This is a genomic window from Nostoc sp. FACHB-133 (assembly GCF_014698055.1).
Lineage (GTDB): Bacteria > Cyanobacteriota > Cyanobacteriia > Cyanobacteriales > Nostocaceae > Nostoc.
In genome coordinates, this window is sequence record NZ_JACJSH010000039.1 from 24536 (window position 1) to 49853 (window position 25318).

Here is a 25318-nt window from a genome sequence, read left to right on the forward strand (position 1 = left end):
AATCAATCTAGCGGCAGAAAACCTTTCTTCACCACAGAATATAGCACGATACTAAATTTAGGAAAGAATATACTACGATACTAAATTTAGGGTTCGGAACTCTGTTTGTCTTCAAAACGTCTAACAATGCGAGAAAGTTCCGCCTTTTCATCGATACTAACGCGAGTAGGAGCACCGCTGATAATCCGTTCGTAGTTTCTGAAAGAATCTTTAATATCGGGCCCGTCAGCAGTGATATTATACTCGCGAATGCCCTTATCATGCCAAGATCCGCGCATTTTAAATACGTTAATTGCCCGCGACATTTCTCCACGAATTTCTACGTACTGTAACATTAGAATTGTATCGGTAATCGTAGATATATGAGAGTCAGTAATCGAATGCGCTCCTAGAAATTGGTCAGTTGTGTTGGTAAAGAAACCAGTAATTTCTTCTTGTTTAGCATAACCCGTTACACCAATTACAAACTGCCTAAATGCATTATTGCTCACTCCTCTAGCTAATGCTGATAGGGAATCAATGGCAATCCGAGCTGGTTTGAAGACAGCAATTTCTGATTTAATAATTTGTAAATGGTCTTCTAAACCAGTTGATTCAGGATAGGTACAAATTATTTTTAGTAAACCTTGCTCCTCTAATTTTTCAAAATCAATTCCCCAAGAAGAAGCATTACGAGATAGTTGGGCGCGTGATTCTTCGTAAGCAAATAATATTGCCTGTTCTCCATTCAGGCAGCCATCTTGAATAAACTTACTTACTAACAAGGTTTTACCAGTACCTGTGGCTCCTGTTGCCAAAATAATAGAATCTTTAAAGAAACCACCACCGCACATTTCATCTAAGATTTTGACACCAGAAGATACCCTGATATTAGATGAACGCTGAGTTAAACGCATTGCTCCTAGTGGGAAAATGTTAACTCCTTCATTAGTAATTGTGAAAGGATACTCGCCTTTCATGTGAGTTGTGCCACGCAATTTGAGAATTTCAACTGTGCGACGGCGGCGTTCTCCTTCTAAGACGTTGCGAACAATTACTACATTATCAGAAACAAATTCTTCCACTCCAAAAGAAGCAACGGGGCCATATTCTTCACTGCGTTCAGTGGTAATTACAGTGGTAACACTCAGTATTTTGAGACGTGCTACTAAGCGAAAAATCTCGCGTCGTACTACTCCCATTGCTTCGTACTGCTGAAATACAGCTGTCATTGAGTCAATTGAAACTCGTTTAGCTTTGTATTTGCGAATGGCATATTGCAAGCGTTCAATGAGTGCAGAAAGGTCAAAATTTCCAACGATATCTTGACCTTCTGGATCGGGAGATGCATCAAGAATAAATAATTTACCTTCTTCGATTAGGCGCGGTAAATTCCAACCAAAAACATGGGCATTTTTAATAATATCGCTGGGTGATTCTTCAAAAGTAACAAATACACCGGCTTCATCGAAATAGGTGATACCGTTATATAGAAACTGAAGAGACAATAAAGTTTTACCTGTACCTGAAGTGCCACTGACCAAGGTGGTTCTACCAATTGGTAAACCACCATGACTAATATCGTCAAACCCTTCAATCATCGTGCGAATTTTTTCTACACCCCCATTTTTTGGTGTCTTGTTGGGTTCTACTTGCTCGTTTTGACTCATTGCTTGATAATAAAAGGGTATTAAAAACTGTTGTTTTATTAGTAAAATTTTTACTCAATTTTTCCAGACTAATTATAAACTAAATGTTCAGCAAGTAGGGTGTGTTAGGTCACAATTTGACAAAGATATAGCAAAAACAACTATTTTGCTGTAATGCTCTAGGATAAAGGGTAATAAAGCTCTTTTGACTAGAGCAACATAATGCTTTCCCTACACAGTTAAAATTTACTTTATAAACGCTATCTTGTATCATTAATTATTTTACTCTTCAAAATCTGCTTCACTCAGTTCTTCATAAAGCAAATCTAATCCAATCAATACTCTTTCTCGATCTGAAAGATCGCCAATAATTTTGCGAACGGGTGGAGGCAAAATTTTGGATAATGTTGGCGTTGCCAATATTTTATCTTCTTCTGCCAGTTGTGGGCTTTTTAATACATCGATCACTTTTAAAGCATAAACACCTTCAAACTCCTGTTCTAAAATATTTTTGAGTGTTTTCAACGCCCGAACTGAATTAGGGGTGTTCCCTGCTACGTAAAGCTTGAGAACGTAGGTTTTTTTGGCTTTAATCATATATTTACAGGCTAGTTACGATCGTAGAAATACAAGATGTGTTCGCACGTTGGTAATAACTAACAGTGTTAGCTTGTTCCAAGTTAAATATTAATAAATAAACTTATTTTATTTAGGAATCGAACTCCTATAGACTTCACACAAGTGAGCCAATATATCTATCAACGTCAGGCGGTAATCAAGTAAGGTTTCATTGCTTCTTCCTTCTAATTTTAGCTGGATAGAAAATTCTTCAATTACCTCCATGTGAATTTCGATTATTTGGGGCACAGGAATATTAGCATAAAATATCGTATTGATGAATTTATCAATTTTTTCTTTGAGTGTTTTGTCTGTGGTAAAATAATTTATAAGGATTAGACTGTAATCTAATTTAAGCTGTCTTAATAATCCTTGCCTTTCGGCTGGATTCATCTCGTGGAAATGCTGTTGGCTTTTTTGCATCTGGCTGGCAAATACATAGACGTACTTGCTAGTGTATGCCTTACTTGGATTTTGTTGCGGCCAATTTGGTAAATAGTTTATTTTTTCAGAGGTCGTTGCAGTAACAGGTAAATTGCAAAATTGGGCGATAATCGCATCAATAAATTTCCACACCCAAGCAATCCAATCTTTTTGCTTGGCTAAGTAAACTAGATTATTTAAACATTTGTTAATATCAGGTCGCAGAATCAATATCGGTAATAACATTTACTCTTTAATCTATCTCCTTGATCGCCTTGACCAAGAAACGTGGGCTGATAAGTTTGGCTAACGCTTCTAGGGGAATACCTCTTGATGTGCAGTAAACTGGCGACTTTACCCCAAAATAACGCTCTGTGTTCACAGATACTGCAAGAAGGCAGTTCTTGCTGGAGGTGGTAAGTAAGAAAGCTTATGCACTAAACTTAAACTTTTTAGTTTTTTTCTAACTGGATATTTATTTATGCCTGCCTGTGCTGGCAACTCAAAAGCTTAATTCAGCAACTGAGTGTTAAGACTTAGTAAATCTTTGATGATGAGGTATTTGTCGCCATAAAGAGACACACTACCTAATTTATTGTTTGCGTATCTGTATCTATGTATATAAATAGATATATTTTTTAATTTTTCTCCTTGATAAGATACTTAAACGAACTTAAAGGATTGTCGCATTCTAAATCATTATAATTCCTCAAGGTTCTAAAGCGAATCTTTGGGGCCATAATTGTTGTAGCCGTCACTATCGATCGGGAGTTTAAATACCAGTAAGACGCTGGGGAGGCTAGTTGCTATAAATCAGAAACGTCGCCTCTTGGAAAAATGCACTCGTCCACAAGCAAGTGTCCGTGAGGGGAAATCCCGTTGTTTTATTTAATGGCGTTGAAATAACCAGAGTTGCTTATATGAGTCTTCTTAGAGGATATGGCTTCAGGCGAAAAGACCATCAACAGTTGGCAGATGGAGATGCCGGAGGTTCCCACAGGAAGAATGACCCCCAAAGCCCTATGTTAATGCTAGATTACCCGCTTTCTGACTTTCAGGCAACCGTAGCTAGCTGCCTCCAAACATCTTCTTTGGCAGTGGTGCTGGAGATTTTTGAGCAAGAGCAGTGCGATCGCTTGGTAGTAGTGAATCAGCAGCAATGCCCCATTGGATTGCTGTATTCTGCCCGTTTAATCCAAAAATTATTAGCACATAGTGACAATAAAAATCTAAATTTACATCAACCACTCTCTACTTGGGGTCAAGGTCTAATTGAGCCAATACAGACAATATCAGCTTCTGAGCGTGTAGAGCAATTAAGCTTGCACTTGGGTTATCCACAAGCCGAAAAACACCAGAACTTAGATTGGGCGCTGATTGACTCTGATGGTCGATATTTGGGTCTGCTGGATAGTTCTTGCCTTTTGCGATCGCTGGCTAAGGAACGCATGGTTGGTTTACAAAGCTCAGGAATCCAGGGGTCGCACCATGAGTATGATGCTGGTCTACAGCCCCCAAATAAAGCAAAATCATTGGGACACCAGCCACTGATACTGTTACTGGAGAGATTGCCTTGGCCTTTAATGTTGCAAACGTCTACTGGCGAAGTGTTAGCCCGAAATCCCGCCTGGTGGCAACAATTAGGAGCCTTAAAAGATCCAGAAGGAGTTAGGCAACAAGTGGAAGCAATACTTGTCCCTAAGCCCTCCGAAAAATCTGAATATGTCACCCAACGAGCAATCAAGGTTCATCCCAATGGCAGGGAGAATGAATATGGTGGTGAAGAGGAACTGACTCAGCAAGAAGCATCACCAGATGCTGTCTACAGTCGCTGCTATTTGGATAGTCAAGTGGGTACTTGTACCTGTGTTGTGGAAGTGCAAAATGGTCAGGAGCGAATCTGGCAGTTTGCCAAAATTCCCTTAGATAGTCCTGAGTTTAAAGTCATAAGTGCTGAGTCAGAGGTTGTACTCAGCAATGATTTGTGGTTAGTTTTAGCTACTGATGTAACTGAACAGCAGCAGCTTTGCAAAGAGTTAGCTGCAAAAAATGCCGATTTAATTCAACTAAATCGGTTGAAGGACGAGTTTTTAGCTTGTATTAGTCATGAACTCAAAACTCCCCTAACTGCCGTTTTAGGATTATCGCGCTTGCTTGTGGATCAGCAGTTAGGAGAACTTAATGAGCGTCAAGCTCGTTATGCAGGACTAATCCATCAAAGTGGCCGCCACCTGATGAGTGTGGTTAATGACATTTTAGATTTGACCCGAATGGAAACGGGACAAATGGATTTGACGCTGACACCAGTGAAAATTAGTGCTGTGTGCGATCGCGCCCTATCGGAAGCCAAAGCCATCCACACTCAAACTACTAAAACAACATCCCAAACTCAAGAAAATGCCCATTCATCTGCTCCCCAATTCTGCCTTTCCATTGAACTAGGCTTAGATGAAATGGTGGCAGATGAGTTGCGCTTGCGCCAGATGCTAGTACACTTACTTTCCAACGCCTTTAAATTCACTGAAATATCCGGCGAAATTGGGCTGCGGGTAAGTCGTTGGGAAGGATGGATTGCCTTTACAATTTGGGATACAGGTATTGGCATTCCAGAACACCAGCAACACCTAATTTTTCAAAAATTCCAACAACTAGAAAATCCCCTCACCCGCCAATTTGAAGGCACTGGTTTGGGGCTAGTATTAACTCGGGCCTTAGCTCGGCTCCACGGAGGAGATGTCAGCTTCTTGTCTCGTGAAGGGAAAGGTAGCCAGTTTACACTACTTCTGCCGCCCAGTCCCCCGAAAACAGGCTTTTCGGAGCCAGATATGGTAATCAGACCAGACGAGAAGACACGACACCAACAGACACGGGAAAACACCGCAGCCACTCGTCAGCAGATCGTTACGCCTACACAGCATCATCCCGCGAGTTCCCAACGATTGGTCTTAGTAGTCGAGGCTGTAGCCCGATATATTGAAGACTTGACCGAAAAACTCAAATCTTTAGGATATCGGGTAGTAATTGCGCGATCGGGGACAGAAGCAGTCGAAAAAGCTCGGCGCTTGCAACCAATAGCGATATTTTTGAATCCGTTGCTACCCCTGCTCTCAGGCTGGGATGTGTTGACTTTACTAAAATCTGACACCGCAACCCGTCATATATCTGTAATAGTTACCGCAACGGGGGCCGAAAAGGACAAAGCATTTGCTAACCGAGCCGATGGTTTCTTAAGTTTGCCAGTGGAGCATCAGGTATTGGCACCAGTTCTCGAAAAATTATGTACTGCCCAAGTAGCTCCGCAGGTAGGGTTGGAAAATAGCGCCGTTATCCCACCTAAAACCCCACTGCGAATTCTCAGGTTGGTGAATCCCCAGTTGGAATCGGTTAATCCTCACCCCTCACTTCGAGAACATCGGGTGATTGAAGTAGATGATTTAGATCAGGCAGAGCTTTTGGCGCGGGTATGGCAATTTGATGTCATTTTACTAGATGTCGAAAGTACCACCGCCCAAATTTATCTGCAACAACTAATCCAGCACCCACGTTTGGCGGCTCTACCATTGGTTACTTGCGATGTTGCAACTACCTTAGTGGCTTCTAAAGTACCAGGGTTATCTGTATTTCCTTACTTAACACCATTTACCAAAGACAACAGTAGTCGCATCGAAAAAACAGATGCTTTACTATCAGTACTACAAATTGCTTCTGGTATTTGCTGCCCTCCTAACATCTTGGTTGTAGATTTGACGATGCTGCGTGATTTTCCACAGGTAAGACGTAAGCCAGCTAAGGGTTATCGGACAGCAAAAAATTGCTCAATTAGTAGTGAAACTGCTGAAAGGGGGGCTGAGTGGTTCCAAGCTTTAATTCAGTATTTACAAACAGCAGGCTTCAAAGCGGCGATGAGTCCTTGTTGGGCAGAAGTATTACAACAAATTCGCCACCAAAGCGTTGATTTACTGCTAATTTGTTTAGGAGAATCCGCTATCCACAAAGATGTGCTAAAAGCCCTGAAAACATTGGGAGATTCACCTGATAAATTACCACCAATTTTGGTACTAAATCAGCGATTAAATCGCCCAGACACCAATTTTCCGGTTGGGGTAGCTTATAAGGAAATTGACAAGCAGAAGAAGAATGGTTTGGAATCGATAGAAGCTGTTGTTGGTGCGATCGCTACCCAAATATTACCGCGATCGATATCAATGGAAGACCTATTAAACCAGATCAATCAAGCCTTAGCTGTCAATGGTTACAATGGCAAATGTTAAGGGGAATAGGGAATGGGGAATGGGGAATGGGGAGCAGGGGAAGAATTTTTAACTCCTAACTCTTCACTCAGCACTCCTCAAGGGCTAAACCTTAACTATCCGCTAACAGCACGGGCTAAACCTTAGCTATCCGCTAACGAAACTGTTTTGCCCAATGCCCAATGCCCCATTCCCAATTATGATATGTCTATTTTTTCATTTTTCTTTTTCTTAAAAGGAACCCGAACTAGGTTATAAGCACCTTTGGTAGATAAACTTTTGTAATCATCTGGCTGTAATTCCATTTGTAAAAACTTTTTCTGTTCAGCTAATAGTAACAGTGAGGCAGGTTGTAGTTTCTTGGCAGCCTGGTTTTGAATATGCTCTATAGCCTCTTGGGGAAATCTTAAGTAATTGACGTGGATGTGGCTGTAAAATACCACACTGGGCTTTTTGAAGCCAAGCATGATCAATTCTTCATTTGGTTGTTTTACTTCTAGAATGACCGCAGATAATTCCCTTAAGGGTAATTGACGTTCTCGATCAATAAAAAACGAAGCAGGCGTTAAGACAAAAATTATAAATGCCACAAGCCCTAGTAAATTAATTCCAATAATGTAGTTCCATCGGCGACTCAGTAAGAAACCAGCAACTAAAATTGCACAAATCAACCACATTACGCCAGCTATTACTGGTAAACCAGATTTTTGAATTAGTTCATGAAAGTTACTGATAGCTGGATCAGTACCTAATATATGCGTTATGTTAAACAGTGCTGTTGCTAGAACTGATAAAAACATTACATTCAACCAACCACTCACTCGGAGAAAAGTAGGGGAAAGGGGAGGAGTGGGGGAGGAAGAAACCGGAGATGTTTGTCTGTCTTCTGTATCCTGGAAAAAGTCGCTCCATAAAAGCGTCACTAGGATCGCTGCTGCTGGCATTAAAGGCAAGACGTAACTAGGCAGTTTGGTGACAGCAATGCAGAAAAAGCAAAAGATGCTAGCAAACCAAATCCAAGCGAATAAACCAAACTGCTGAAAACGTTCAAGGGATCGCCAGTGCGATCGCTGCCAAAACTTTAGTCTTATTATAGAAACTGGTAAATATACAGAGTATGGCGCAAAACCCAGCAGCACTACTATAAAGTAAAAATACCAAGGTGCTGAGTGACCATTAACTACTTCTGTAAAGCGTTCCAGGTTATGATAACCAAAAAAGGCATTAATATAATTCCAGCCATTGCGCCAAATTACTAAAGCATACCAGGGCACTGACAAACCTAGAATTATCAGTATACCCACGAAGAGGCGCATTTCCCGCAATACCTCTCTAAACCTTCCCACGTAAAGCAAAAAGGCGGCAACAATTATCCCTGGCAAGACAATTCCCACTGGGCCTTTAGTCAAAATTGCCCCAGCAATTAGCACATAACAAGCCAAGTACCACTTATTAGGGAATAGGGCATGGGGCATTGGGGATTGGGCATTGGTTATTAATTCTGCTTCCCCTGCTCCCCTGCTCCCCTGCTCCCTGCTCCCTGCTCCCTGCTCCCTGCTCCCTCCCTTCCCCGCGTACCCTAGAAAGAAACATAACAAAGCTGATGCTATACATCCGGTGAGCAGCATATCAGAGACACCCGTTCTCGCCCAAATAATAGTTTCGGGGTTGAGTGCCATGAGCGCGGCTGCGATAAAAGATGTTAAGTAGCGGCGAGTAGGACGTGAAACTTGCTCTAATTCATCTTGTTTAGCGAAATACCACTGTACGGTGTAAAAAGCTAAACAAATTAAGCCAAATGCTGCGATCGCAGAAGGAAGACGTACTGCCCACTCATTTACTCCAAGAATGTAATATGCGATCGCCTGACACCAGTAAATTAAAGCAGGTTTATCGAAACGAGTTTCACCATTGAAAAATGGGGTTATCCAATCACCTGTGACAAACATCTGGCGGGAAGCTTCGGCAAACAGTGGCTCTGTCTCATCAATCAAGCCAATATTGCCCAAATTCCACCCAAAAGCTATCCAGCCAACCACCATTAACCATAAACCCGACACAGTGACACTGAGACCTGGATTCTTTGCTATTTTGTTGAACCACTGATCAACAGTGTGCTTAAAACTCAATTTCATGCTCATTAGTCAATAGTCAACAATCACTACTCAATAGTCGTTGATTATCTATCTTTTGTTCTTCCAATGCTCAAATTCAAATTTTTTTTTATTTAATACTTAACACTTAACACTCTACACTTCTTCGGCTTGGAACAATACCAGTTGCTCGAAGCTACCCAAGGGTTTACCAAATTATCACCGCCGAGCAAGCTCCTAAGTCCTATTTCAGAATTTATTCATTGACAAATTAGACAATAGATGCACTACTGAAAGCAAGATAAAAATAAGCGTAGCTCAACCTGGGCTAAGCTTACTCTAGTCGGCAGTGACTTGAAAGACGGATAATTTATGTCATTAGAATTACGCATATAGTACAAAACCCCGCTCTCAAGAGCAGGGGTTATCTTAACTAGTAACTTCTCAAACATCCTCTAAGCGATCGCTCACCTATAACTTGTATATTTGACTTTTTAAATCTGGCAAACTCATAATTTTTACTTTTACATATCAGAGGATTTCAGAAATTGCAAATTCATCATTGATTGCAGCAATTTCTGTTGAAATCTTTGGCTCATCAACCATTAATTCCAGTTTATCTTCCTGATTTGTGACATCAGCAAATTTATCTTTTATATATTCACTTTCTCTGATTTGTCTAGCAATGCTTTCTAGTAGCCAAAGTTGCTCTTCTACAGACAAGGCACGGATTGAGCGCTCAATTTCTAGTAAGTTCAGTGATATCATTTTGCTTCTGATTCCAAGCGGGGCGTATTTTTCAAAGATATTCTTATATGTCAGTCTATCTGGTTAACCTATAGCATCGCAAATTCTCCATCATTTTTCCCAAGCTTATCTTTTCACAAATCAAATGAGATTGCTATAAATAACTAGAAGCCAATTTTATGACTTTTTAATTAGGTATTACTGCTGAAGCAAAATGTACGCTAAACTGACTACATGAATTACGAAACAGCTCGGAAACTCCTCATAGATCAGACAATCACAACCGAGGAAAACCCAGATGCGCTGTTAACGCGTATGAAACAGGGGAAACCGCCGGTACCCGGTCAGATCACTTCAATTTTGCTGGCATTGAAAGTGGTGTTTGAAGCCCTTAAAGATGCAAAGACCCTAGACCGAGAACTGGCTTTAGCCCTTTATCAGTTAAGCATTAAGGCACAACAGCTATTTGCCGCAGGGCGTAAAGCTGGTATAGATTGGCCACCACTACTAAAGGAAGATTTGCTACGAATTTCCTTAGCATCTGAAAGTATCTTTTCAGGTATATGGCAAACCCTAGCTCCCATCAGCCTAGGGAAACTATAGAACACTATTTTTAGTAACCTTTAAGTGGAAAATCAGGGGCAGAGGAAGATGAGGAAGCGAGGAAGAATAATTAATGCCCCATACCCAATGCCCAATGCCCATTACCGAATTTGCAGTTCACCTTCTAACTTGTCTAAGTCAGTTTTGAGCAAAACCGTCATTTGCCCGGTAAAAGCCTTGCCACTCTTGGGTTGAGCAATTTCCACCCAATATACATAGCGATCGCCTACTCGTAATTCTCCCTTTAAAGCTTCCCGAATGGGAGTTTTAGCCAGACGCGCCGAGTTAACTACCTTCTGGTTGGGATACTGGTAAACTACCTGGGCGCGATCGTAGTCTTGATAAATCTCCAAGCCATAAATCACCCGCAAGGATTCCTGGAGACGCGCAAATGTCATGCCGTTAATGGCATCATACATGGAAATGCGCTCACTACGAATTGTGCCACGGTCTTTAGAAAATTGCACCCTACCAGGGGGCAATACCGACGCTTGAAAAGTGAATCGTTGAGCAGCAGTATCAGTTTTTTGCACAAACAATAACTCCCCACTCCGAGGGCGGAGTGTAGGATGTGCTTTAATCCAAGTGCCTACTTCCTCTGTACTTTGCCCTGGTAAAGCATTGGCTTGGGAATCAAAAAGCGTTCCCACGCACAGCCAAGGTACTAGAGAAAAAGGCAAAATTAAACAGTTAAGCAGAGATTTTTTGAGCATTTTTCTATTCACGACTTTCATGGAAATTTCCCCATTAGGGAGTAACCATAGTCTTCCCGTTTTTCAGCAAGATTATTTCAATGAATCAATCCAAATTAAGACATCAGGGATCTTACTTATCAAAGCTAGTATGATAGAAAAAGCCAAGGAATGAAATCGTTATGAGCATTACATTCAGCCCAGAGCAAGAACAACTAATTCAAATTTTGCTATCAACAGGTAGATTTAACAGTGTTGATGAAGTAATTCAAAGTGCATTACGTCTTTTAGCATAAAATACTCTTTCTGAGGAAACATGGCTCGAAGAAACTCGCACCAAGATTGATGAAGGAATAGCATCACTTGAAAAGGGAGAACGGATTGATGGTGAAATTTTTGTGAATCAGCTTTTAACACAGTTGAAGCAAAATTTATGTAAGTTGTAGATATGTGTCCTGAAGAATTGGAAAAACTAATTCAGCAGCATGGTGAAGCTGCTAAATCCTACGCGAATGAGGCTATCCAAATTGGCGATACATACATAATTCCAAACTTTGGTTTTGATGCAGCAATGCAGAATTATCTAGATTTACTGCTAGGTGGCAGAAAAACCTGGAACCACGGAGTGGTTGATATTCGAGTTTTTACAAAACCTGAAGACTTTAGACTGTTTGATTGCGACGAAGAGACTACAGAAATCCAAATTATTGATTTATTGACACTTTGCCGAAATCTTTATCCAGATGACTATGATTATTCCCAATTACCTGAATGGTGGACTGAGGAAGATATGCAAAATGCGGCTGAGGTGCTTGAGCCGCTTGATTTTGCAATTTGGATGCAAGATACATTCCGTCCAGATGAGTCAGAAGAGGAAGCACTCAATATATGGCTCAAGTCTGTGCAACCTTGGTTAGGAAAGGGAATTATCTTCTACAAGATGGAAGATGATGATGACTCAAATTGTGGTTTTTCACCATACCTTTTTATGGGAGATCGTTGTCTTATTCTTGTTGCACGATGTTGGCAGCTATAGATAATAAGGGAGTAAAATCCGCTGTATAAAAATTCGGTTAATCGATAGGGTGCAGGAACTAAGGAGTCAGCGCTACCTTAATTACTTTAGGCGCTTTCATCTCATCAAACACCTGTTCTAAATCTTTTAACGATCGCAGTTTGGTCTTAAGCTGTTTGAGGTTATCGGTGAAGTAGTGTTTCCAGTATCTCATGCGATCACTAGTTCAAGCGTCAAAGACATTTAAGCGGACATGATGTAAAACCGCGTCCTATTTGGGGTAATAAGACACGGTTTCATAAAAGTATTTAGTTATAATATTACAAAAATCAAAGTAAGATTTGATTTATACCAAAGTAATCCATTTACTGAGATTTATTTCCTGGTTGATTAACTTTCTCTGTTGTAGGAGAGATTTGGCGCTCGTAACTTGTCTTTTCTTGAGTTAGGGCGATCGCACTAAAGAAAATGGCACTTCCTACAGCCAAGGCTACCATCGGACGCTTGAGCAAGACAAAATCTCTGATAATCCTAGCTAAAGGTCGGCTTTGACGACGTAACGAGGAAGCAATCATTAATTGTCTCCAAGTAAACGGATCGCGCACATAATGACCGCTTTGGCAAACTACTAGCCGTTCTTGGCAATAGGGACAGCAAAACAAGCCCATGCGCGTTTTAACTGGTTTGGGAGTGGCATTTCTTTGGCAAATTGGGCAAGTAACATAATGATTATCAAAGGTGTGTATATTCATTTACCTCGTCCGCCTAGTCCATTTACTCGCTCTATAAGAATAGCTATATTGAATTCCGATCAATACTTAGCAGACTTCCAAGTATGGTCTGACAACAGCCATAAATCATACATACATTGTATTACTACCAAGGATGGCTCAATGGTCGCAACACGAGTATAGCTAGATTTAGGCAAGGATGACTCCTAGTTAATGTTTGCAGGTGTATCCACCAGACCACAAAAACTTTGTTGTCTCTAGAAAAAATAGTGTTGGCACTCACTCGCACCCCACCAGGGATCTTTGCCCCTCAAGTAACAATTGTCTCCCATTTAACCATTCTCCCCACAAAAATTTTGCACAATGACATTTTTTGCTAAAGCTTTGTAAATTAAGCAAATAAAGTCTACTTGTCTGGTTGCTAAATAATGGCTCACAATGAGAAGTAACAGATAAAAATTTAAATTTTTTCTTACATTTACCCCGCCTCTCAATGACTCTCCTGCCTCCCACTCAACTGAGGAAGGTAACGGAACAACCTGCATTTCCTACACCTTCTGCTCATTTAGCTCACCTAATTAATCGTTTTCAACCATCCCCAGAAACAGTTGTCCTGTTTTTAGCCATGCTCATTGGCGGTGGTACGGGTATGGGTGTAGTCACCTTTCACTATTTAATCCAGTTGATTCACCAGTTGATGCTGGAAAATTTAATGGGTCAAATCGGTGTCTGGGGTGCTTGGACTTTAGCCTGCGTTCCCACCCTTGGCGGATTAATCGTTGGCTTGATGCGCTGGCGCACTCAAGACTTTGGCCCTGGACTTTCATCTCTCATCGCCGCTTCTCAGGGAACAGAGATTAAGCGACCACTACGACCAGTTACGAAAATGCTGGCCGCATCTGTTTCTTTAGGAAGCGGTGCTTCTTTGGGGCCAGAGGGGCCGAGTGTAGAAATTGGCGCAAATTTTGGGATGTTGTTCTCTGTAATTCTCAATGTATCTCAAGAGCGACAACGTTTGTTGTTGGGTGCTGGCGCGGCGGCTGGACTGGCGGCGGGATTTAATGCTCCCATTGCTGGAGTATTTTTTGCCTTGGAAGTGGTGATGGGAGCGACATCTTTCGCTACTTCTGCGGTGAGCGTGGTGCTATTAGCGGCGGTGGTAGCAGCATTAATTGCCCAAATTGGTTTGGGGGCACAACCTGCTTTTGATTTACCTGTTTACCAAGTCCGCAGTCCTTTGGAATTACCCCTTTATCTTGGCTTGGGTTTAGGGGCCAGCCTTGTTTCTCTGGCTTATACTCAATTAATTCGTTTAGCAAAAGCCTGCTTTGCTGGAAAGGTTCGAGGTTTTGCCTTTTTGGGACGAATTCCTGAGCCAATTCATCCAATTATTGGCGGTGTGATAATTGGCGCAGTTGCTTTGCATTTCCCACAAATTTTGGGTGTGGGTTATGAAACTGTAGAAGCAATGCTTCAGGATGTAGAGTTTCCACTCTCCCTGTTAGTAGTACTGTTGGTGGTGAAACTACTGATGACTGCAATTAGTGCGGGTAGTGGTTTCATTGGCGGTTTGTTTGCACCAGCCATGTTTTTAGGTGCTTCTTTTGGTTCAGCGTATGCCAAACTTTTAGCTGTGGCATTCCCGACTATTTGCGATCAAATGGCGGCTCCTCCTGCTTACGCAATGGTAGGAATGGCAGCAGTACTAGCTGCTAGTGTCAGAGCGCCGTTAACGGCTATTTTAATGCTGTTTGAATTAACCCGTGACTATCGCATTGTTTTACCGTTGATGGCAGCTGTGGGTTTGAGTGTTTGGCTAGTAGAAAGGATTAAACCAACTTTTAACTCTAACTCTAATCTGCAACAAATTGGTCTTTCGGAATTGAAAGATGAACAAGCGGAAATTGTGCAGCAAATTTTGGTAGAAGATGCTATGCACCCCTATCCAAAAAAATTACCTGCAACCCTTGGAGTTTTAGATGCAGCTGTAGAAATGATCCGCGATCGCACCCGAAGTGCTTTAGTAATTGATGCAGCCGAGCAATTAGTTGGTATACTCTCTCTAGAAGATATTAACCGTGCCCTTGCTCTTTGGCAAAGTTACCCGAATTCACTAACTGAAATTCCAGATAATTTATCCAGTCAAACTCTCATAGATATTTGTACTACTGAAATTCTCTATGCATGGCAAGATGAACTATTATCTGAAGCTTTAGATCGTATGAGTCTTCGAGGTTTACATCAATTACCAGTGGTAGCACGAGACAAACCCGATCGCATTTTGGGTTTACTAGAAAAAGAGCAAATTGCCTTAACCTGCAATTTAGCAGTTACGCGCAAGGCACTTCGCCACTATTTACCAGTCTTACCCACTACAGATATAGTTATTAGTCATTAGTGATTGGTCATTGGTCATTGGTCATTAGTCATTGGTTTTCACAAAGGACAAATGACAATTGACTAATGACCATTTATTAAGCCGTGGCTTCTATAGCTTCATCACCTTCCCGATCTTCTGGATCTACCTGTCTCAGACGAATGTGCTTTTTGCCTAAAGTGATGATAAACTCATCTCCTGGTTTCAGATTCATCTGTTTTGTATAAGCTGAACCTATAAGTAAGTTACCATTCGATTGCACACTAATTCTATAGCTAGCACTACGTCCACCACGCCCATTAGCACTTGGTGTACTGTCCAACTGAATCCCTTCAGCATCAATTAGGGCATTTAAGAACTTCATCATATTGACGCGCTCTATACCGTTTTTAGTAACGGTATAGTAGCCACACTTTTTGGCTTTGTCTTCTTTGCTCTCGTTCTCTAGCTCTTTGACTTTTTTGAGCAGTTCTTCACCGAGTAGGGGTTCAATTTTTTTCTGTTTAGGCATCAACTTAGATCAAAAATGGATGTTTGAAGTGTTGGAATCGATTTTATTTTAGCTGAGGTTGAGCTAATAGGAACATAATCCTTTAGTTTTTATCTCAACCTAGCCAAGTATATTACACTCAGATGCACAATTGTTATGCCATTAACAATATTGTCAAGACAATCTATTTTAGAGAATGCTGGCAATGCTGATCGCTATATATATAGTTTGTAAATCACTGCTAAACTATACTTGTTTAAGTTTTCTAAACTAACGCTCTAAAGGTTGTTTATTTGCTGAGGATGATAATTGAGTTACAGAATGATAAGTAAAACTGATCCTTAGTTATTGGTCGTTGGTTATTGGTTATTTACAAAGGACAAATGACAAAGCATAAACAACAAAGCTTGCCAAAATGAAACTAACTACCAGAGGACACTATAGTGTAAAGGCGTTGCTAGATTTGAGTTTACAGCCAAAATATGGGCCTGTATCTGTAAGAGCGATCGCTAAACGTCAAGATATCCCTGCTCCTTATCTCGAAAAACTACTAATAGAAATGCGTCGTGCATCAATAGTTAAATCAATTCGTGGCAGCATCGGCGGATACCAATTGGCAAGAGAGCCTGCACAAATATCTATAGGACAAATTTTAGAAGCAGTTGGCGAAACTAGCCATTTACCTCATCACACCCCAGCACCTACACAAGCTGAAGATTGGGTAACATTTAGCCTTTGGCAAAGACTCAACCAAAAGCTCAAAGAAGCTTTGTACAGTATTACTCTGGCAGACCTTTATTACGATGCTCGTAGCTGGCAAGCTTCCCTTGGGGAAGAAGCCAGTTTTGTGGTTTAGCCAAGAGCGGAGCCGGAGACGCTCCGCCTCCGGTCTAATAGTTTAAATATTGAATAGGATTTTAGATTTTTTGGTTGATACCCCACCCGGTAATTCGTCCCCCAACGCTTTCGTGAGGGGAACAAATCGAAAATCCTCAATTTCAAATCGGACGCTTCTACAAATGCTCGTTCCTCTGTACAAAATGCTGCACTCCCCGCAGGAGTAAGCTACCGCTAACGCTGTGTTATAAGAGCCAATTACTCGGATTTTGTACCACTACACTAACGTGGTCGGGGTCAATCTAAAATCCAAGTTGCTCTGGAAGCGCACCAAAGATGTAACCCAAAATCCAAAATTGATTGACCCTTGACTCATGACTTATGACTGATAGCATCTATATTTTAATAATTGCTGCATTTTTAGATTACTTAATTGGCGATCCTTGGGATTGGCCTCATCCAGTACAAATTATGGGGTGGGTAATTTCTCACCTAAGCAAATTTTTTCTCCAATTGTATAAAAATCCTCTTATACAACGCCTAGCTGGAATTGTACTAGGGATTATTTTAATAATTGGTAGCGGTCTTGTTGGTTTTTTGATTATTCAAAGTGCCAGATGGGTTCATCCGTGGTTGGGAATTGCAATTGATTCCATTCTTTTAGCTAGTTGTTTTGCTGGTAGAAGTTTGCGAGCAGCAGCAGTAGCTGTTTTACAACCTTTAACAGCAGGAGATTTGGAGAAAGCTCGGAAGATTTTAAGTAATTACGTTGGTCGAGATACCCAAAACCTCTCACAACCAGAAATTTTGCGAGCCGTTTTAGAAACGGTTGCAGAAAATGCTACCGATGGAGTCATGGCTCCGCTTTTTTATGCAATTGTTGGTGTCTTTGTGCCAATTGTGGGGCCAACTCCCTTGGCTTTAGCATACAAAGCCAGCAGTACCCTTGATTCAATGGTGGGATACCGAGAAGCACCCTATACTTATTTGGGATGGTTTTGTGCGCGGTTAGAAGATTATTTAACTTGGCTACCTTGTCGATTAACAGTCGTGACTCTGGCGCTGTTATCGGGTAAACCAATGCAGGTTTGGCGAATTTGTCGTCGGGATGCAATTAACGATCCTAGTCCCAATTCTGGCTGGAGTGAGTGTGTCTATGCTGCTTTTTTGGGTGTGCAGATGGGAGGTACAAATTGGTATCGTGGGGTGGCTAAGTACAAACCACTGCTAGGAGATGCTATTTATCCCATTACTGCAACATCTATTCAAAATGCTTTGCAGTTAACTCGATATTGTTTTTTGCTATGGTTAGGCATAGCGATCGCAATATTCTTAATACTCCCAAACAAGTAAATTTAGGAGTTAAGAATAAAAACTTCTAACTCTTGTACAGACGCGATTAATCGCGTCTCTGTTAACTCATCACTCCTAACTTATTATTCCCTATGTCTGCTAAAGTAGTTGAAATTCTCTCATCCGAAGAAATCCGTCGTACCTTAACTCGCCTCGCCTCTCAAATTGTGGAAAGGACACGTGATTTGTCTCAACTGGTGCTTCTTGGTATTTATACCAGGGGTGCGTTATTAGCCGAATTGTTGGCGCGTCAGATTGAGACGCTGGAAGGTGTAGCTGTGTCAGTTGGCGCTTTGGATATTACATTTTATCGAGATGACCTCGACAAGATTGGATTGCGGACTCCAACGAAAAGTGAAATTCCTTTTGACCTTACGGGGAAAACGGTTGTACTCGTGGATGATGTGATTTTTAAAGGACGGACAATTCGCGCTGCTTTGAATGCAGTCAACGATTACGGTAGACCAGAGGTGATTCGTTTAGCCGTGTTAGTAGACAGGGGCCATCGAGAATTACCAATCCACCCAGATTTTATTGGAAAGAAGTTACCTACTGCTAAAGAGGAAGTTGTGAAAGTTTACTTACAAAATTACGATGGACGAGATGCAGTAGAGTTGATTAGTCATTAGTCATTAGTCATTTAGTCATTAGTCTTGGGTATTGTAAAACTCTTCTCTAGTCCCCATTCCCCATTCCTCACCGCAAAACTGGACTGCCATGATGATGAACTAAATACCACTTTCCACCAAGAAAGTGAAATATATTTGTAGCTGTTGATTGTGCTTCAAGTCTTCTCCCAGCTACTACTTGGAATACATTTTCTCTCAGCACAATATAAGCAATATTATCAACTATTTCTGTAGCAATTATATCTGTGTTTATTTCGATATAAGCGGTGTTTTTAAATATCTGCTCCCAAGAGATGCGAATCTCCTTCCAACCTCGTAGTATATTACTTCCAGGATGAATACAAAAACTACCAGTTCCTTGTGACCATACGGCACTCATTATCTCAATATCTTTTCTTTCAAAAGCTCGATAAAAAGCTGCATTAGCCGCTAAGACTTCATCCTTTGTCATGGGTAATTTAATAGTTAGGAGTTAGAAGTTAGGATTCACTAAATTATAACTCTCAAGTTTGACAAATAAATTAGTAATGCCCAATGCCCCATGCCCAATTTCAAATTCCTAAATCTTTTGAACTGTGCTAATAATTTGCAGTAATTGACTAGCTGTATAAGGCTTAGATAAAAAGGCTTTAATACCCATATCATAGGCTGTATTAACTTTATCAGTCGAAGTTAGTCCGCTGACGGCAATAATTTTGACATCTGGGTTAATTTTTCGCAGGGTGCGGATAGTAGTTATCCCATCCATAGACGGCATTACCATATCAGTCAAGACAAGAGATATTTCATCTCGATGTTCTGCATATAAGGCTATTGCTTCAATGCCATCACTAGCTGTCATTGCTTTATAATTATGGCTTTCTAAGGATGTTTTTGTTACGTCTCGAATGGCAGCTTCGTCATCTACAACTAAAATTAATTCTCCTTGTCCTGAAGGTAGTCTTTGGTCTTCTTCTTCTATAGTTTCCGCCGCGTCTTGTGCTGGCAAATATACCTTAAATTGGCTACCTTTTCTCTGTTCGCTACATACGTTGATAAAACCGCCGTGGCTTTTAATAATGCCAAGGACTGTAGAAAGACCAAGACCAGTACCTTTATTGAGTCTTTTGGTAGTAAAAAATGGATCAAATATGCGATCTAATATTTCTGATTTAATCCCAATTCCTGTATCAGTAACAGTAATAACGACATGATGGCCAACTTGAGCTTCGATATGCATCTTGGCGTAATTTTCATCAATTAAGAGATTTTCCGCCGAAATTTTCAAAGTTCCACCATTTGGCATAGCGTCACGAGCATTAACACATAAATTCATCAATACCTGATGCAGTTGGGTGGCATCACCACATACAGTCCAGAGATTTTGCGAAATTTGAGTGGAAACTTCAATGGATTTGGGAAATGTTTCTCTAATAATTTGCTGAATTTCTATTATTAAATGCTTTAATTGCAATATTGTGCGATCGCCTTCAAGCCCGCGAGTAAAAGATAATACTTGCTTGACTAAATTTGCCCCGCGTTTAGTGTTTGTAATCAATATTGGCAACAGTCGCCGAGAACGCTCATCATGGACTTGTGCCTCTAACAGTTGAGCTGTCATCAAAATAGGCGCAAGAATATTATTTAAGTCGTGGGCGATACCACTGGCTAAAGTACCAATGCTTTCCAATCGCTGGGCGCGGAGAAATTGCGCTTCAAGTTGTTTTTTTTGTGTGATATCAGTGTTAACAACGAGAAAAGATTGTGCTTTATTGCCGAATTCATGCACTAGTGTCCAACGGCTTTCGACAATAATTTCTTTACCTGATTTTGTTTTTTGCTGTAATTCGCCCTCCCAAGAGCCATTTTTCATCAAAACACTGAGTGCTTCTTGAACTTTAGACGGATGTTTTTCATGCCAGAGAGATCGTGTTTTCTTATTAATTACTTCTTCTTTTTTCCAACCGTACAGACTCTCAGCAGCTTTGTTCCAAAATAAAATTTTATCGTCTAAATCACGCACAAAAATTGCATCGGTGGCAACATCGAGTAAAGCGGCTTGTTCGCGGATTTTCTGTTCTGTCTGTTTGCGCTCGATGGCGTAGCGGATAGAACGCTCTAATAAAGGTGCAGTCAACTGGCTTTTTTCAAGATAATCTGCGGCTCCAGCTTTCATCGCTTCGATATCTATTTCCCAGTCGCCCTGACCAGTTAGTAAAATTATGGGAGAAGAACAGCCGTTGGCAATTGCTTCGCGCAAAAGTTCCAGTCCATTGTGTGGCCCCAAACGGTAGTCTACAAGATAAACGTCATGTTGGTGGCGAGCGATCGCATTTCTTGCTGCTTCATAATTATTCACCCACTCCAACTCGCAGTCTGCTACCTGAAATTCACTGAACCAGTAACGAGTCAAAATATAGTCATCTTCGTCATCATCAATGAACAAAACTTTGATAGGGCTGTTGTCCATGTTTTTCTCCCACTGCTTCTAGTGGTAGTTTCACGATTTCAAACCAGTATTTGACTAAAGTGTCCATGACCTCGACTAATGAGGCAAAAGGCGCTGGCTTAATGATGAAGGAGTTCGCACCTAAATGGTAAGTATTATATATATCTTCTTCTCTTCGTGATGTTGTTAGTATTACAACTGGAATTTGCCGCAGTTGGGGGTCAGATTTTATCTGTTTGAGTGCCTCAAGACCGTTAATTCTCGGTATATTCAAATCTAATAAAATCAAACCAGGATGCGGTAAACTGCTCCTGTTTACATATTGACCACGATGGTACAAATAATCCATCAACTCTTCACCATTACTCACGATGTATAGTTCAATTGGCAATTGACTCTCTGCCAATGCCTCACGAACCAAGATGCCATCGTCTTCATCGTCATCAGCCATTAAGATGGTGAGATTTCTTTTTCGACCCTCCACATCGTCTCCTTTGTAGTAATTTATTATGAATCGAGTTATTAAGCTGGCATAGATGGTAACTCTTCCGTTGACAAAAATCATTACTTATGCAATTTATTTGTTTAGGATCTGAAAGTTTTATTTCTTTGCTAATAGAAGGCGATGTCTAACAACAAATAGCTTTGGTGGTGCCAATAGCCTGAAATAATCTAATCTTATTAATAATTAACATTATGGTTGATTTGTACAATACATCAGTCCTACAAATTACGAGTGGCAATTGTACAATTAAGCTAATTTTGGGATTTAGTATTAATCCCTCTCTAGGAATAAAAATCAAGAATGGGAATTAATTGACAATATGATTGTAAATTTTGCTCCTTGCCCAGGTTTGCTTTGGGCTGTGATATGTCCATGATGACGCTCAATTATTTTCCGGCAGATCGCTAAACCTATACCAGTGCCTTCGTATTCAATGCTACTATGCAAACGTTGAAAAACATTAAAAATCCGGTCGAGATATTTTTCTTCAAAACCAATACCATTATCTTCTACGATGATTTGGCAAAATCCAGAATTACTAGATATGTTATCTGCTTGATTGTTTAATATCTTACTATAGATTTTGATAACTGGTGGTATTTGTGGGCGATGGAATTTGAGGGCGTTACCAATTAGATTTTGCAACAATTGACGCATCTGTATAGGATCAGCTTGAATGGTGGGTAACTGTTCTATTTCTACACTTCCTCCAGTTTGCTGTACATAAATTTCTAAATCAGACAATACCTCATGGGCAATCTTTGTCAGATTTACTGATACAAAAGGTTGCGCTCTGGTAGTAACTCGTGAAAGTGTTAACAAGTCTTCAATTAATATCTGCATTCTTGATGCAGCATTCTGCATTCGTTCTAGATAGTCACGTCCTTGTTCACTTAAGGTGTCGCCACAGGTGCTTTTGAGCCGATCGCCAAAAGTTTTAATTTTACGCAGTGGCTCTTGCAAATCGTGGGAGGCGACAAATGCAAATTGTTTTAGTTCTTCATTAGAACGCGTGAGTTCTTCTCTGTGCCGAGTTTCTTGTTCTAGAATGAGGCTCTGAGTTGAGGCAATGCCTATTTGATCTGCTAGCTGTCGTAAAAGTTCAATTTCCCAGCTAGTCCACTGGCGGGGATGGGCGCACTGATGGGCAATTAGCAGTCCCCACAGCTGATTTTTGAGGAAAATCGGGACTACAAGGTTGGCTTTAACGACAAATCGTTCCAGTAATTCAACGTGGCAAGGTTGGATATCAGCTTCTTTGATATCGTTAATGACATTAATTCGTCCTTGGCGGTACTGCTCAATATAATCATCGCGAAAGCAAGGGTCGATAATTTGCTGCCCCAGTACAACAGGTAAACCAGGAACTATTGCCTCTTGAACCGCTATGAAAGAGCCATTTGGCTGTAGGCGCAAGATTAATACTCGGTCGGCAAGCAGTAGCTTTTGCACTTCTTTGACACTGGTTTGCAGAATTTCATCGATTTGTAAAGACTGACGAATTTTCAGGGTGATATTAGCGAATAGTTGCGATCGCAAATTTTGGAGTTCTAATGCTGCTTGGGCATGATCGCGATCGCGCAGTACGGCTTGCCGTTCGCTTATATCCATCATCGCGCCCATCATCCGCACTGGTTTACCTGTTTGGTCATGAACGACATAACCGCGATCAAACATATAGGCATAAGAACCATCGCTGCGACGAAAACGGTATTCATTTGACCAGAATTTTTCACCGCTATCTATCAGTGTCCGCGCTTGGGAGGCGATTCTCTGCCTGTCGTCTGGATGTATATGTTCATACCACCAATTAGCGGTAAATGTGATTTGCTCTTTTGAGTAACCCAGAAGTTTTTCTAAAGCTTGATTCCACCACACCTCATCAGTCAGCAAATCCCAGTCCCATAAAAGATCGTTAGTAGCATGGGCGACTATTTGGAAACGTTCTTCGCTCTGACGCAGTTGTTCTTCTGCCAGTTTTCGTTCAGTGATATCTGTATGGCAACTTGTCATCCGCACAACATTACCATCTTCATCCCACACTGCCTGACCGCGATCCAAAACCCATTTATAGGTGTCATCTTTGCACCGGACTCGATGTTCGCTGATAAAAAACGGGGTAATCTTAGCAAAGTGATCGGCGATCGCTTGTCTGACAAATCCAATATCATCTGGATGTACTCGTGTTGCCCATTCGTCTAAATGATTGGAAATTTCATGTTCTGCGTAACCAAGCATTTCTTTCCAGCGAGTTGAGAAATATACTTGATTATTTTTAACGTTCCAGTCCCAAATGCCATCATTATTGCCCTGCACGGCTAACTGGCAGCGTTCTTCACTTTCTTTGAGTGCCTCTTCCACGCGTTGGCGCTCAATGGCTGTAGCGAGAACATTGGCAACAGCTTGGAGAAAAGAAATGTCATCTTTGGTAAAAATGTGGTGTCTGGTTGTGTGTGCGCCAAAGACACCAAAAGGTCGCTCTTTGCCATAAATCACTACGCTAATGCCGCTCACCACTTGATGCTCATGTAGTAGTGGTGGCCCATTGAATCGCGTTTCGGCACGGAGGTCATCAACAATCACTGGTCCATCGCAAAGCAGAGTATAACCAGCTTGAGAATTTATCTCCCCGCTCACGATCGCCTTTCCCGCAAGTCCAGGTTGCCAACCGACTCCAGCACGTAGCAGTAATTTCCGATTATCTGGCAGGAGTTCCAAAATTTTGCAAAACTCAACTTTGAGACATTGGGCGACGATTGTTACAGATGAGTTCATCAGTGTAGTCAAATCTGTACCAGCTAAAGCCATTTGACTTAGTTCTGCCACCATTGCTTGCTGGTTAGCATGAACTTCTAGGGCCTCCTCCGCTTGCTTGCGCTTGGTGATATCCATGTATACCCCAGATATTTGCACAGCTATACCAGACGTATCTACAACGACAACTCCTTTGTTTGCTAAAAAACGAATTTTCTCATCGGGTAAAATAACTCGAAATTCAATTTCATATTTGGCTCTATCCTTAATAGCTTGCTGATGCGATCGCCTGACGAAATCGCGATCATGGGGATGAATGCAGTGGAGAAAAGCTTGATATGTGTAGTTGAAAGTGCCTTTCTCTAAGCCAAAAATTGCTTCTAGATTATCTGAGCAAGTAATTTTGTTCGTCAACAGATCCCAGTTGTAGATGCCCATACGAGCAGCATCTAATGCTATCTTGAGTTCGACTTCCCGCAATTGTGCCTGTATAGCTTGCTGTCTTAATTCCTGTATGGCATGATTAGCTTCTAAAAGACGGCGCAATCTTAGATGTAATATTGGCCATTGAATCGGCTTAGTAATAAAGTCAGTTGCACCCAGAGCAAAAGCTTTATCTACGGTTGCTTGATCGGAAAAAGTAGAAATCATTAACACTGGTGTGTTTTTGCCGTTGGAAAGTGCTTGCAGTTGAGCGCAGCAACTAAACCCATCCATCACTGGCATCATAATATCCAACAGTACTATATCTGGTTGGAGGCGAGTATAGATAGCGATCGCCTCTAGCCCGTTACTTGCTTCTTCCACCTGATACCCTGCATCTGTCAATTGCTTACACAGATGCATTCGCATAAAATTGTCGTCGTCTACAACCAGAATCAGGTTAGTCATTTGAGTTTATCCTGGGAGCGATCGCCCTTCATTTCACTTTTTCGCATTACTGGGAGGATGTTAACTAATCATAGCGAGGGGGAAGGGGGTAAGGGGTAAGGGGTAAGGGGTAAGGGGTAAGGGGTAAGGGGTAAGGGGTAAGGGGTAAGGGGATAATTCAGATGGGAATTGAACCCAGGTTGTTGAAGTAACGCACTCAAACCCATCTTCCGGTTCCATAGCAGGAGTCATTTCCCCCTGCTCCCTTGCCCACA

The 25318-nt window shown here is 41.2% G+C and carries 21 protein-coding genes; 8 read left to right on the forward strand and 13 right to left on the reverse strand.

Going from position 1 to position 25318, the window contains the following annotated elements:
• Nucleotides 1-86: 86 nt before the first annotated feature.
• From kaiC to H6G86_RS25775, 3 genes are all read right to left on the reverse strand, one after another.
• On the reverse strand, nucleotides 87-1649 hold the full coding sequence (kaiC, locus tag H6G86_RS25765) for a circadian clock protein KaiC (protein WP_190936693.1): 1563 nt from the start codon (nucleotides 1647-1649) through the stop codon (nucleotides 87-89).
• Nucleotides 1650-1910: 261 nt separating this feature from the next.
• Entirely contained in the window at nucleotides 1911-2225 is a 315-nt protein-coding gene (kaiB, locus tag H6G86_RS25770) for a circadian clock protein KaiB (protein WP_114082480.1), read from the reverse strand.
• Nucleotides 2226-2333: 108 nt separating this feature from the next.
• Complete coding sequence (locus tag H6G86_RS25775; protein WP_190936694.1) at nucleotides 2334-2915, reverse strand: KaiA family protein; 582 nt, start codon at nucleotides 2913-2915, stop codon at nucleotides 2334-2336.
• Nucleotides 2916-3589: 674 nt separating this feature from the next.
• Here H6G86_RS25775 and H6G86_RS25780 point away from each other — a divergent pair.
• Nucleotides 3590-6940: an ATP-binding protein gene (locus tag H6G86_RS25780; RefSeq protein ID WP_520449502.1), complete on the forward strand. Its 3351-nt coding sequence runs from the start codon at nucleotides 3590-3592 to the stop codon at nucleotides 6938-6940.
• Nucleotides 6941-7116: 176 nt separating this feature from the next.
• Here H6G86_RS25780 and H6G86_RS25785 read toward each other — a convergent pair whose 3' ends face one another.
• Nucleotides 7117-9060, reverse strand: a complete 1944-nt coding sequence (locus tag H6G86_RS25785) for an ArnT family glycosyltransferase (RefSeq protein WP_190936695.1) — start codon at nucleotides 9058-9060, stop codon at nucleotides 7117-7119.
• A gap of 483 nt (nucleotides 9061-9543) precedes the next feature.
• Nucleotides 9544-9780: a hypothetical protein gene (locus H6G86_RS25790; protein WP_190936696.1), complete on the reverse strand. Its 237-nt coding sequence runs from the start codon at nucleotides 9778-9780 to the stop codon at nucleotides 9544-9546.
• Nucleotides 9781-9993: 213 nt separating this feature from the next.
• On the opposite strand from H6G86_RS25790, the gene H6G86_RS25795 reads away from it, so the two are divergent.
• The gene (locus H6G86_RS25795) at nucleotides 9994-10362 is read left to right on the forward strand and encodes a hypothetical protein (protein ID WP_012409416.1); all 369 of its coding nucleotides are present in this window, start codon (nucleotides 9994-9996) and stop codon (nucleotides 10360-10362) included.
• 101 nt (nucleotides 10363-10463) lie between these two features.
• Here the strand turns inward: H6G86_RS25795 and H6G86_RS25800 are convergent, their stop codons facing one another.
• Complete coding sequence (locus tag H6G86_RS25800; protein ID WP_190936697.1) at nucleotides 10464-11075, reverse strand: hypothetical protein; 612 nt, start codon at nucleotides 11073-11075, stop codon at nucleotides 10464-10466.
• A 161-nt stretch (nucleotides 11076-11236) separates the two neighbouring features.
• On the opposite strand from H6G86_RS25800, the gene H6G86_RS38900 reads away from it, so the two are divergent.
• The gene (locus H6G86_RS38900; RefSeq protein ID WP_242064972.1) at nucleotides 11237-11350 is read left to right on the forward strand and encodes a ribbon-helix-helix domain-containing protein; all 114 of its coding nucleotides are present in this window, start codon (nucleotides 11237-11239) and stop codon (nucleotides 11348-11350) included.
• A gap of 152 nt (nucleotides 11351-11502) precedes the next feature.
• Nucleotides 11503-12090, forward strand: coding sequence for a hypothetical protein (locus H6G86_RS25810; protein ID WP_190936698.1), 588 nt, complete (start codon nucleotides 11503-11505; stop codon nucleotides 12088-12090).
• A 58-nt stretch (nucleotides 12091-12148) separates the two neighbouring features.
• Here H6G86_RS25810 and H6G86_RS39665 read toward each other — a convergent pair whose 3' ends face one another.
• On the reverse strand, nucleotides 12149-12283 hold the full coding sequence (locus tag H6G86_RS39665) for a hypothetical protein (protein WP_277883667.1): 135 nt from the start codon (nucleotides 12281-12283) through the stop codon (nucleotides 12149-12151).
• Between the two features lie 151 nt (nucleotides 12284-12434).
• Complete coding sequence (locus H6G86_RS25815; protein WP_114082473.1) at nucleotides 12435-12821, reverse strand: hypothetical protein; 387 nt, start codon at nucleotides 12819-12821, stop codon at nucleotides 12435-12437.
• Nucleotides 12822-13293: 472 nt separating this feature from the next.
• Here H6G86_RS25815 and H6G86_RS25820 point away from each other — a divergent pair, with 472 nt between their 5' ends.
• A complete protein-coding gene (locus H6G86_RS25820; protein ID WP_190936699.1) occupies nucleotides 13294-15198 on the forward strand; it encodes a chloride channel protein in 1905 nt (634 codons plus the stop codon).
• Nucleotides 15199-15274: 76 nt separating this feature from the next.
• Here H6G86_RS25820 and H6G86_RS25825 read toward each other — a convergent pair whose 3' ends face one another.
• Nucleotides 15275-15688, reverse strand: coding sequence for an AbrB/MazE/SpoVT family DNA-binding domain-containing protein (locus H6G86_RS25825; protein WP_012409420.1), 414 nt, complete (start codon nucleotides 15686-15688; stop codon nucleotides 15275-15277).
• 394 nt (nucleotides 15689-16082) lie between these two features.
• On the opposite strand from H6G86_RS25825, the gene H6G86_RS25830 reads away from it, so the two are divergent.
• The 3 genes from H6G86_RS25830 (at nucleotide 16083) to pyrR (ending at nucleotide 18486) form a co-directional block, all read left to right on the forward strand.
• Nucleotides 16083-16523 (forward strand): Rrf2 family transcriptional regulator, encoded by a 441-nt coding sequence (locus H6G86_RS25830; protein ID WP_012409421.1) that lies wholly within the window; start codon nucleotides 16083-16085, stop codon nucleotides 16521-16523.
• Between the two features lie 362 nt (nucleotides 16524-16885).
• The gene (cbiB, locus tag H6G86_RS25835; RefSeq protein WP_190936700.1) at nucleotides 16886-17857 is read left to right on the forward strand and encodes an adenosylcobinamide-phosphate synthase CbiB; all 972 of its coding nucleotides are present in this window, start codon (nucleotides 16886-16888) and stop codon (nucleotides 17855-17857) included.
• A gap of 92 nt (nucleotides 17858-17949) precedes the next feature.
• Complete coding sequence (pyrR, locus tag H6G86_RS25840) at nucleotides 17950-18486, forward strand: bifunctional pyr operon transcriptional regulator/uracil phosphoribosyltransferase PyrR (protein ID WP_114082469.1); 537 nt, start codon at nucleotides 17950-17952, stop codon at nucleotides 18484-18486.
• 67 nt (nucleotides 18487-18553) lie between these two features.
• On the opposite strand, the gene H6G86_RS25845 is transcribed toward pyrR, so the two are convergent.
• The 4 genes from H6G86_RS25845 to H6G86_RS25860 form a co-directional block, all read right to left on the reverse strand.
• Complete coding sequence (locus H6G86_RS25845) at nucleotides 18554-18937, reverse strand: nuclear transport factor 2 family protein (protein ID WP_190936701.1); 384 nt, start codon at nucleotides 18935-18937, stop codon at nucleotides 18554-18556.
• Nucleotides 18938-19045: 108 nt separating this feature from the next.
• The gene (locus H6G86_RS25850; protein WP_190936702.1) at nucleotides 19046-20935 is read right to left on the reverse strand and encodes a hybrid sensor histidine kinase/response regulator; all 1890 of its coding nucleotides are present in this window, start codon (nucleotides 20933-20935) and stop codon (nucleotides 19046-19048) included.
• The gene (locus tag H6G86_RS25855; protein ID WP_199338426.1) at nucleotides 20901-21365 is read right to left on the reverse strand and encodes a response regulator; all 465 of its coding nucleotides are present in this window, start codon (nucleotides 21363-21365) and stop codon (nucleotides 20901-20903) included. The genes H6G86_RS25850 and H6G86_RS25855 overlap by 35 nt, the downstream gene beginning before the upstream one ends.
• A gap of 348 nt (nucleotides 21366-21713) precedes the next feature.
• On the reverse strand, nucleotides 21714-25064 hold the full coding sequence (locus H6G86_RS25860) for a PAS domain-containing protein (protein ID WP_190936703.1): 3351 nt from the start codon (nucleotides 25062-25064) through the stop codon (nucleotides 21714-21716).
• Nucleotides 25065-25318: the final 254 nt, after the last annotated feature.

What these genes read in the sequence shown, in the direction of transcription:
- kaiC (WP_190936693.1), bottom strand. Translation starts at nt 1,649, where the DNA reads ATGAGTCAAAACGAGCAAGTAGAACCCAACAAGACACCAAAAAATGGG.
- kaiB (WP_114082480.1), bottom strand. Translation starts at nt 2,225, where the DNA reads ATGATTAAAGCCAAAAAAACCTACGTTCTCAAGCTTTACGTAGCAGGG.
- H6G86_RS25775 (WP_190936694.1), bottom strand. Translation starts at nt 2,915, where the DNA reads ATGTTATTACCGATATTGATTCTGCGACCTGATATTAACAAATGTTTA.
- H6G86_RS25780 (WP_520449502.1), top strand. Translation starts at nt 3,590, where the DNA reads ATGAGTCTTCTTAGAGGATATGGCTTCAGGCGAAAAGACCATCAACAG.
- H6G86_RS25785 (WP_190936695.1), bottom strand. Translation starts at nt 9,060, where the DNA reads ATGAGCATGAAATTGAGTTTTAAGCACACTGTTGATCAGTGGTTCAAC.
- H6G86_RS25790 (WP_190936696.1), bottom strand. Translation starts at nt 9,780, where the DNA reads ATGATATCACTGAACTTACTAGAAATTGAGCGCTCAATCCGTGCCTTG.
- H6G86_RS25795 (WP_012409416.1), top strand. Translation starts at nt 9,994, where the DNA reads ATGAATTACGAAACAGCTCGGAAACTCCTCATAGATCAGACAATCACA.
- H6G86_RS25800 (WP_190936697.1), bottom strand. Translation starts at nt 11,075, where the DNA reads ATGCTCAAAAAATCTCTGCTTAACTGTTTAATTTTGCCTTTTTCTCTA.
- H6G86_RS38900 (WP_242064972.1), top strand. Translation starts at nt 11,237, where the DNA reads ATGAGCATTACATTCAGCCCAGAGCAAGAACAACTAATTCAAATTTTG.
- H6G86_RS25810 (WP_190936698.1), top strand. Translation starts at nt 11,503, where the DNA reads ATGTGTCCTGAAGAATTGGAAAAACTAATTCAGCAGCATGGTGAAGCT.
- H6G86_RS39665 (WP_277883667.1), bottom strand. Translation starts at nt 12,283, where the DNA reads ATGAGATACTGGAAACACTACTTCACCGATAACCTCAAACAGCTTAAG.
- H6G86_RS25815 (WP_114082473.1), bottom strand. Translation starts at nt 12,821, where the DNA reads ATGAATATACACACCTTTGATAATCATTATGTTACTTGCCCAATTTGC.
- H6G86_RS25820 (WP_190936699.1), top strand. Translation starts at nt 13,294, where the DNA reads ATGACTCTCCTGCCTCCCACTCAACTGAGGAAGGTAACGGAACAACCT.
- H6G86_RS25825 (WP_012409420.1), bottom strand. Translation starts at nt 15,688, where the DNA reads ATGCCTAAACAGAAAAAAATTGAACCCCTACTCGGTGAAGAACTGCTC.
- H6G86_RS25830 (WP_012409421.1), top strand. Translation starts at nt 16,083, where the DNA reads ATGAAACTAACTACCAGAGGACACTATAGTGTAAAGGCGTTGCTAGAT.
- cbiB (WP_190936700.1), top strand. Translation starts at nt 16,886, where the DNA reads ATGACTGATAGCATCTATATTTTAATAATTGCTGCATTTTTAGATTAC.
- pyrR (WP_114082469.1), top strand. Translation starts at nt 17,950, where the DNA reads ATGTCTGCTAAAGTAGTTGAAATTCTCTCATCCGAAGAAATCCGTCGT.
- H6G86_RS25845 (WP_190936701.1), bottom strand. Translation starts at nt 18,937, where the DNA reads ATGACAAAGGATGAAGTCTTAGCGGCTAATGCAGCTTTTTATCGAGCT.
- H6G86_RS25850 (WP_190936702.1), bottom strand. Translation starts at nt 20,935, where the DNA reads ATGGACAACAGCCCTATCAAAGTTTTGTTCATTGATGATGACGAAGAT.
- H6G86_RS25855 (WP_199338426.1), bottom strand. Translation starts at nt 21,365, where the DNA reads ATGGCTGATGACGATGAAGACGATGGCATCTTGGTTCGTGAGGCATTG.
- H6G86_RS25860 (WP_190936703.1), bottom strand. Translation starts at nt 25,064, where the DNA reads ATGACTAACCTGATTCTGGTTGTAGACGACGACAATTTTATGCGAATG.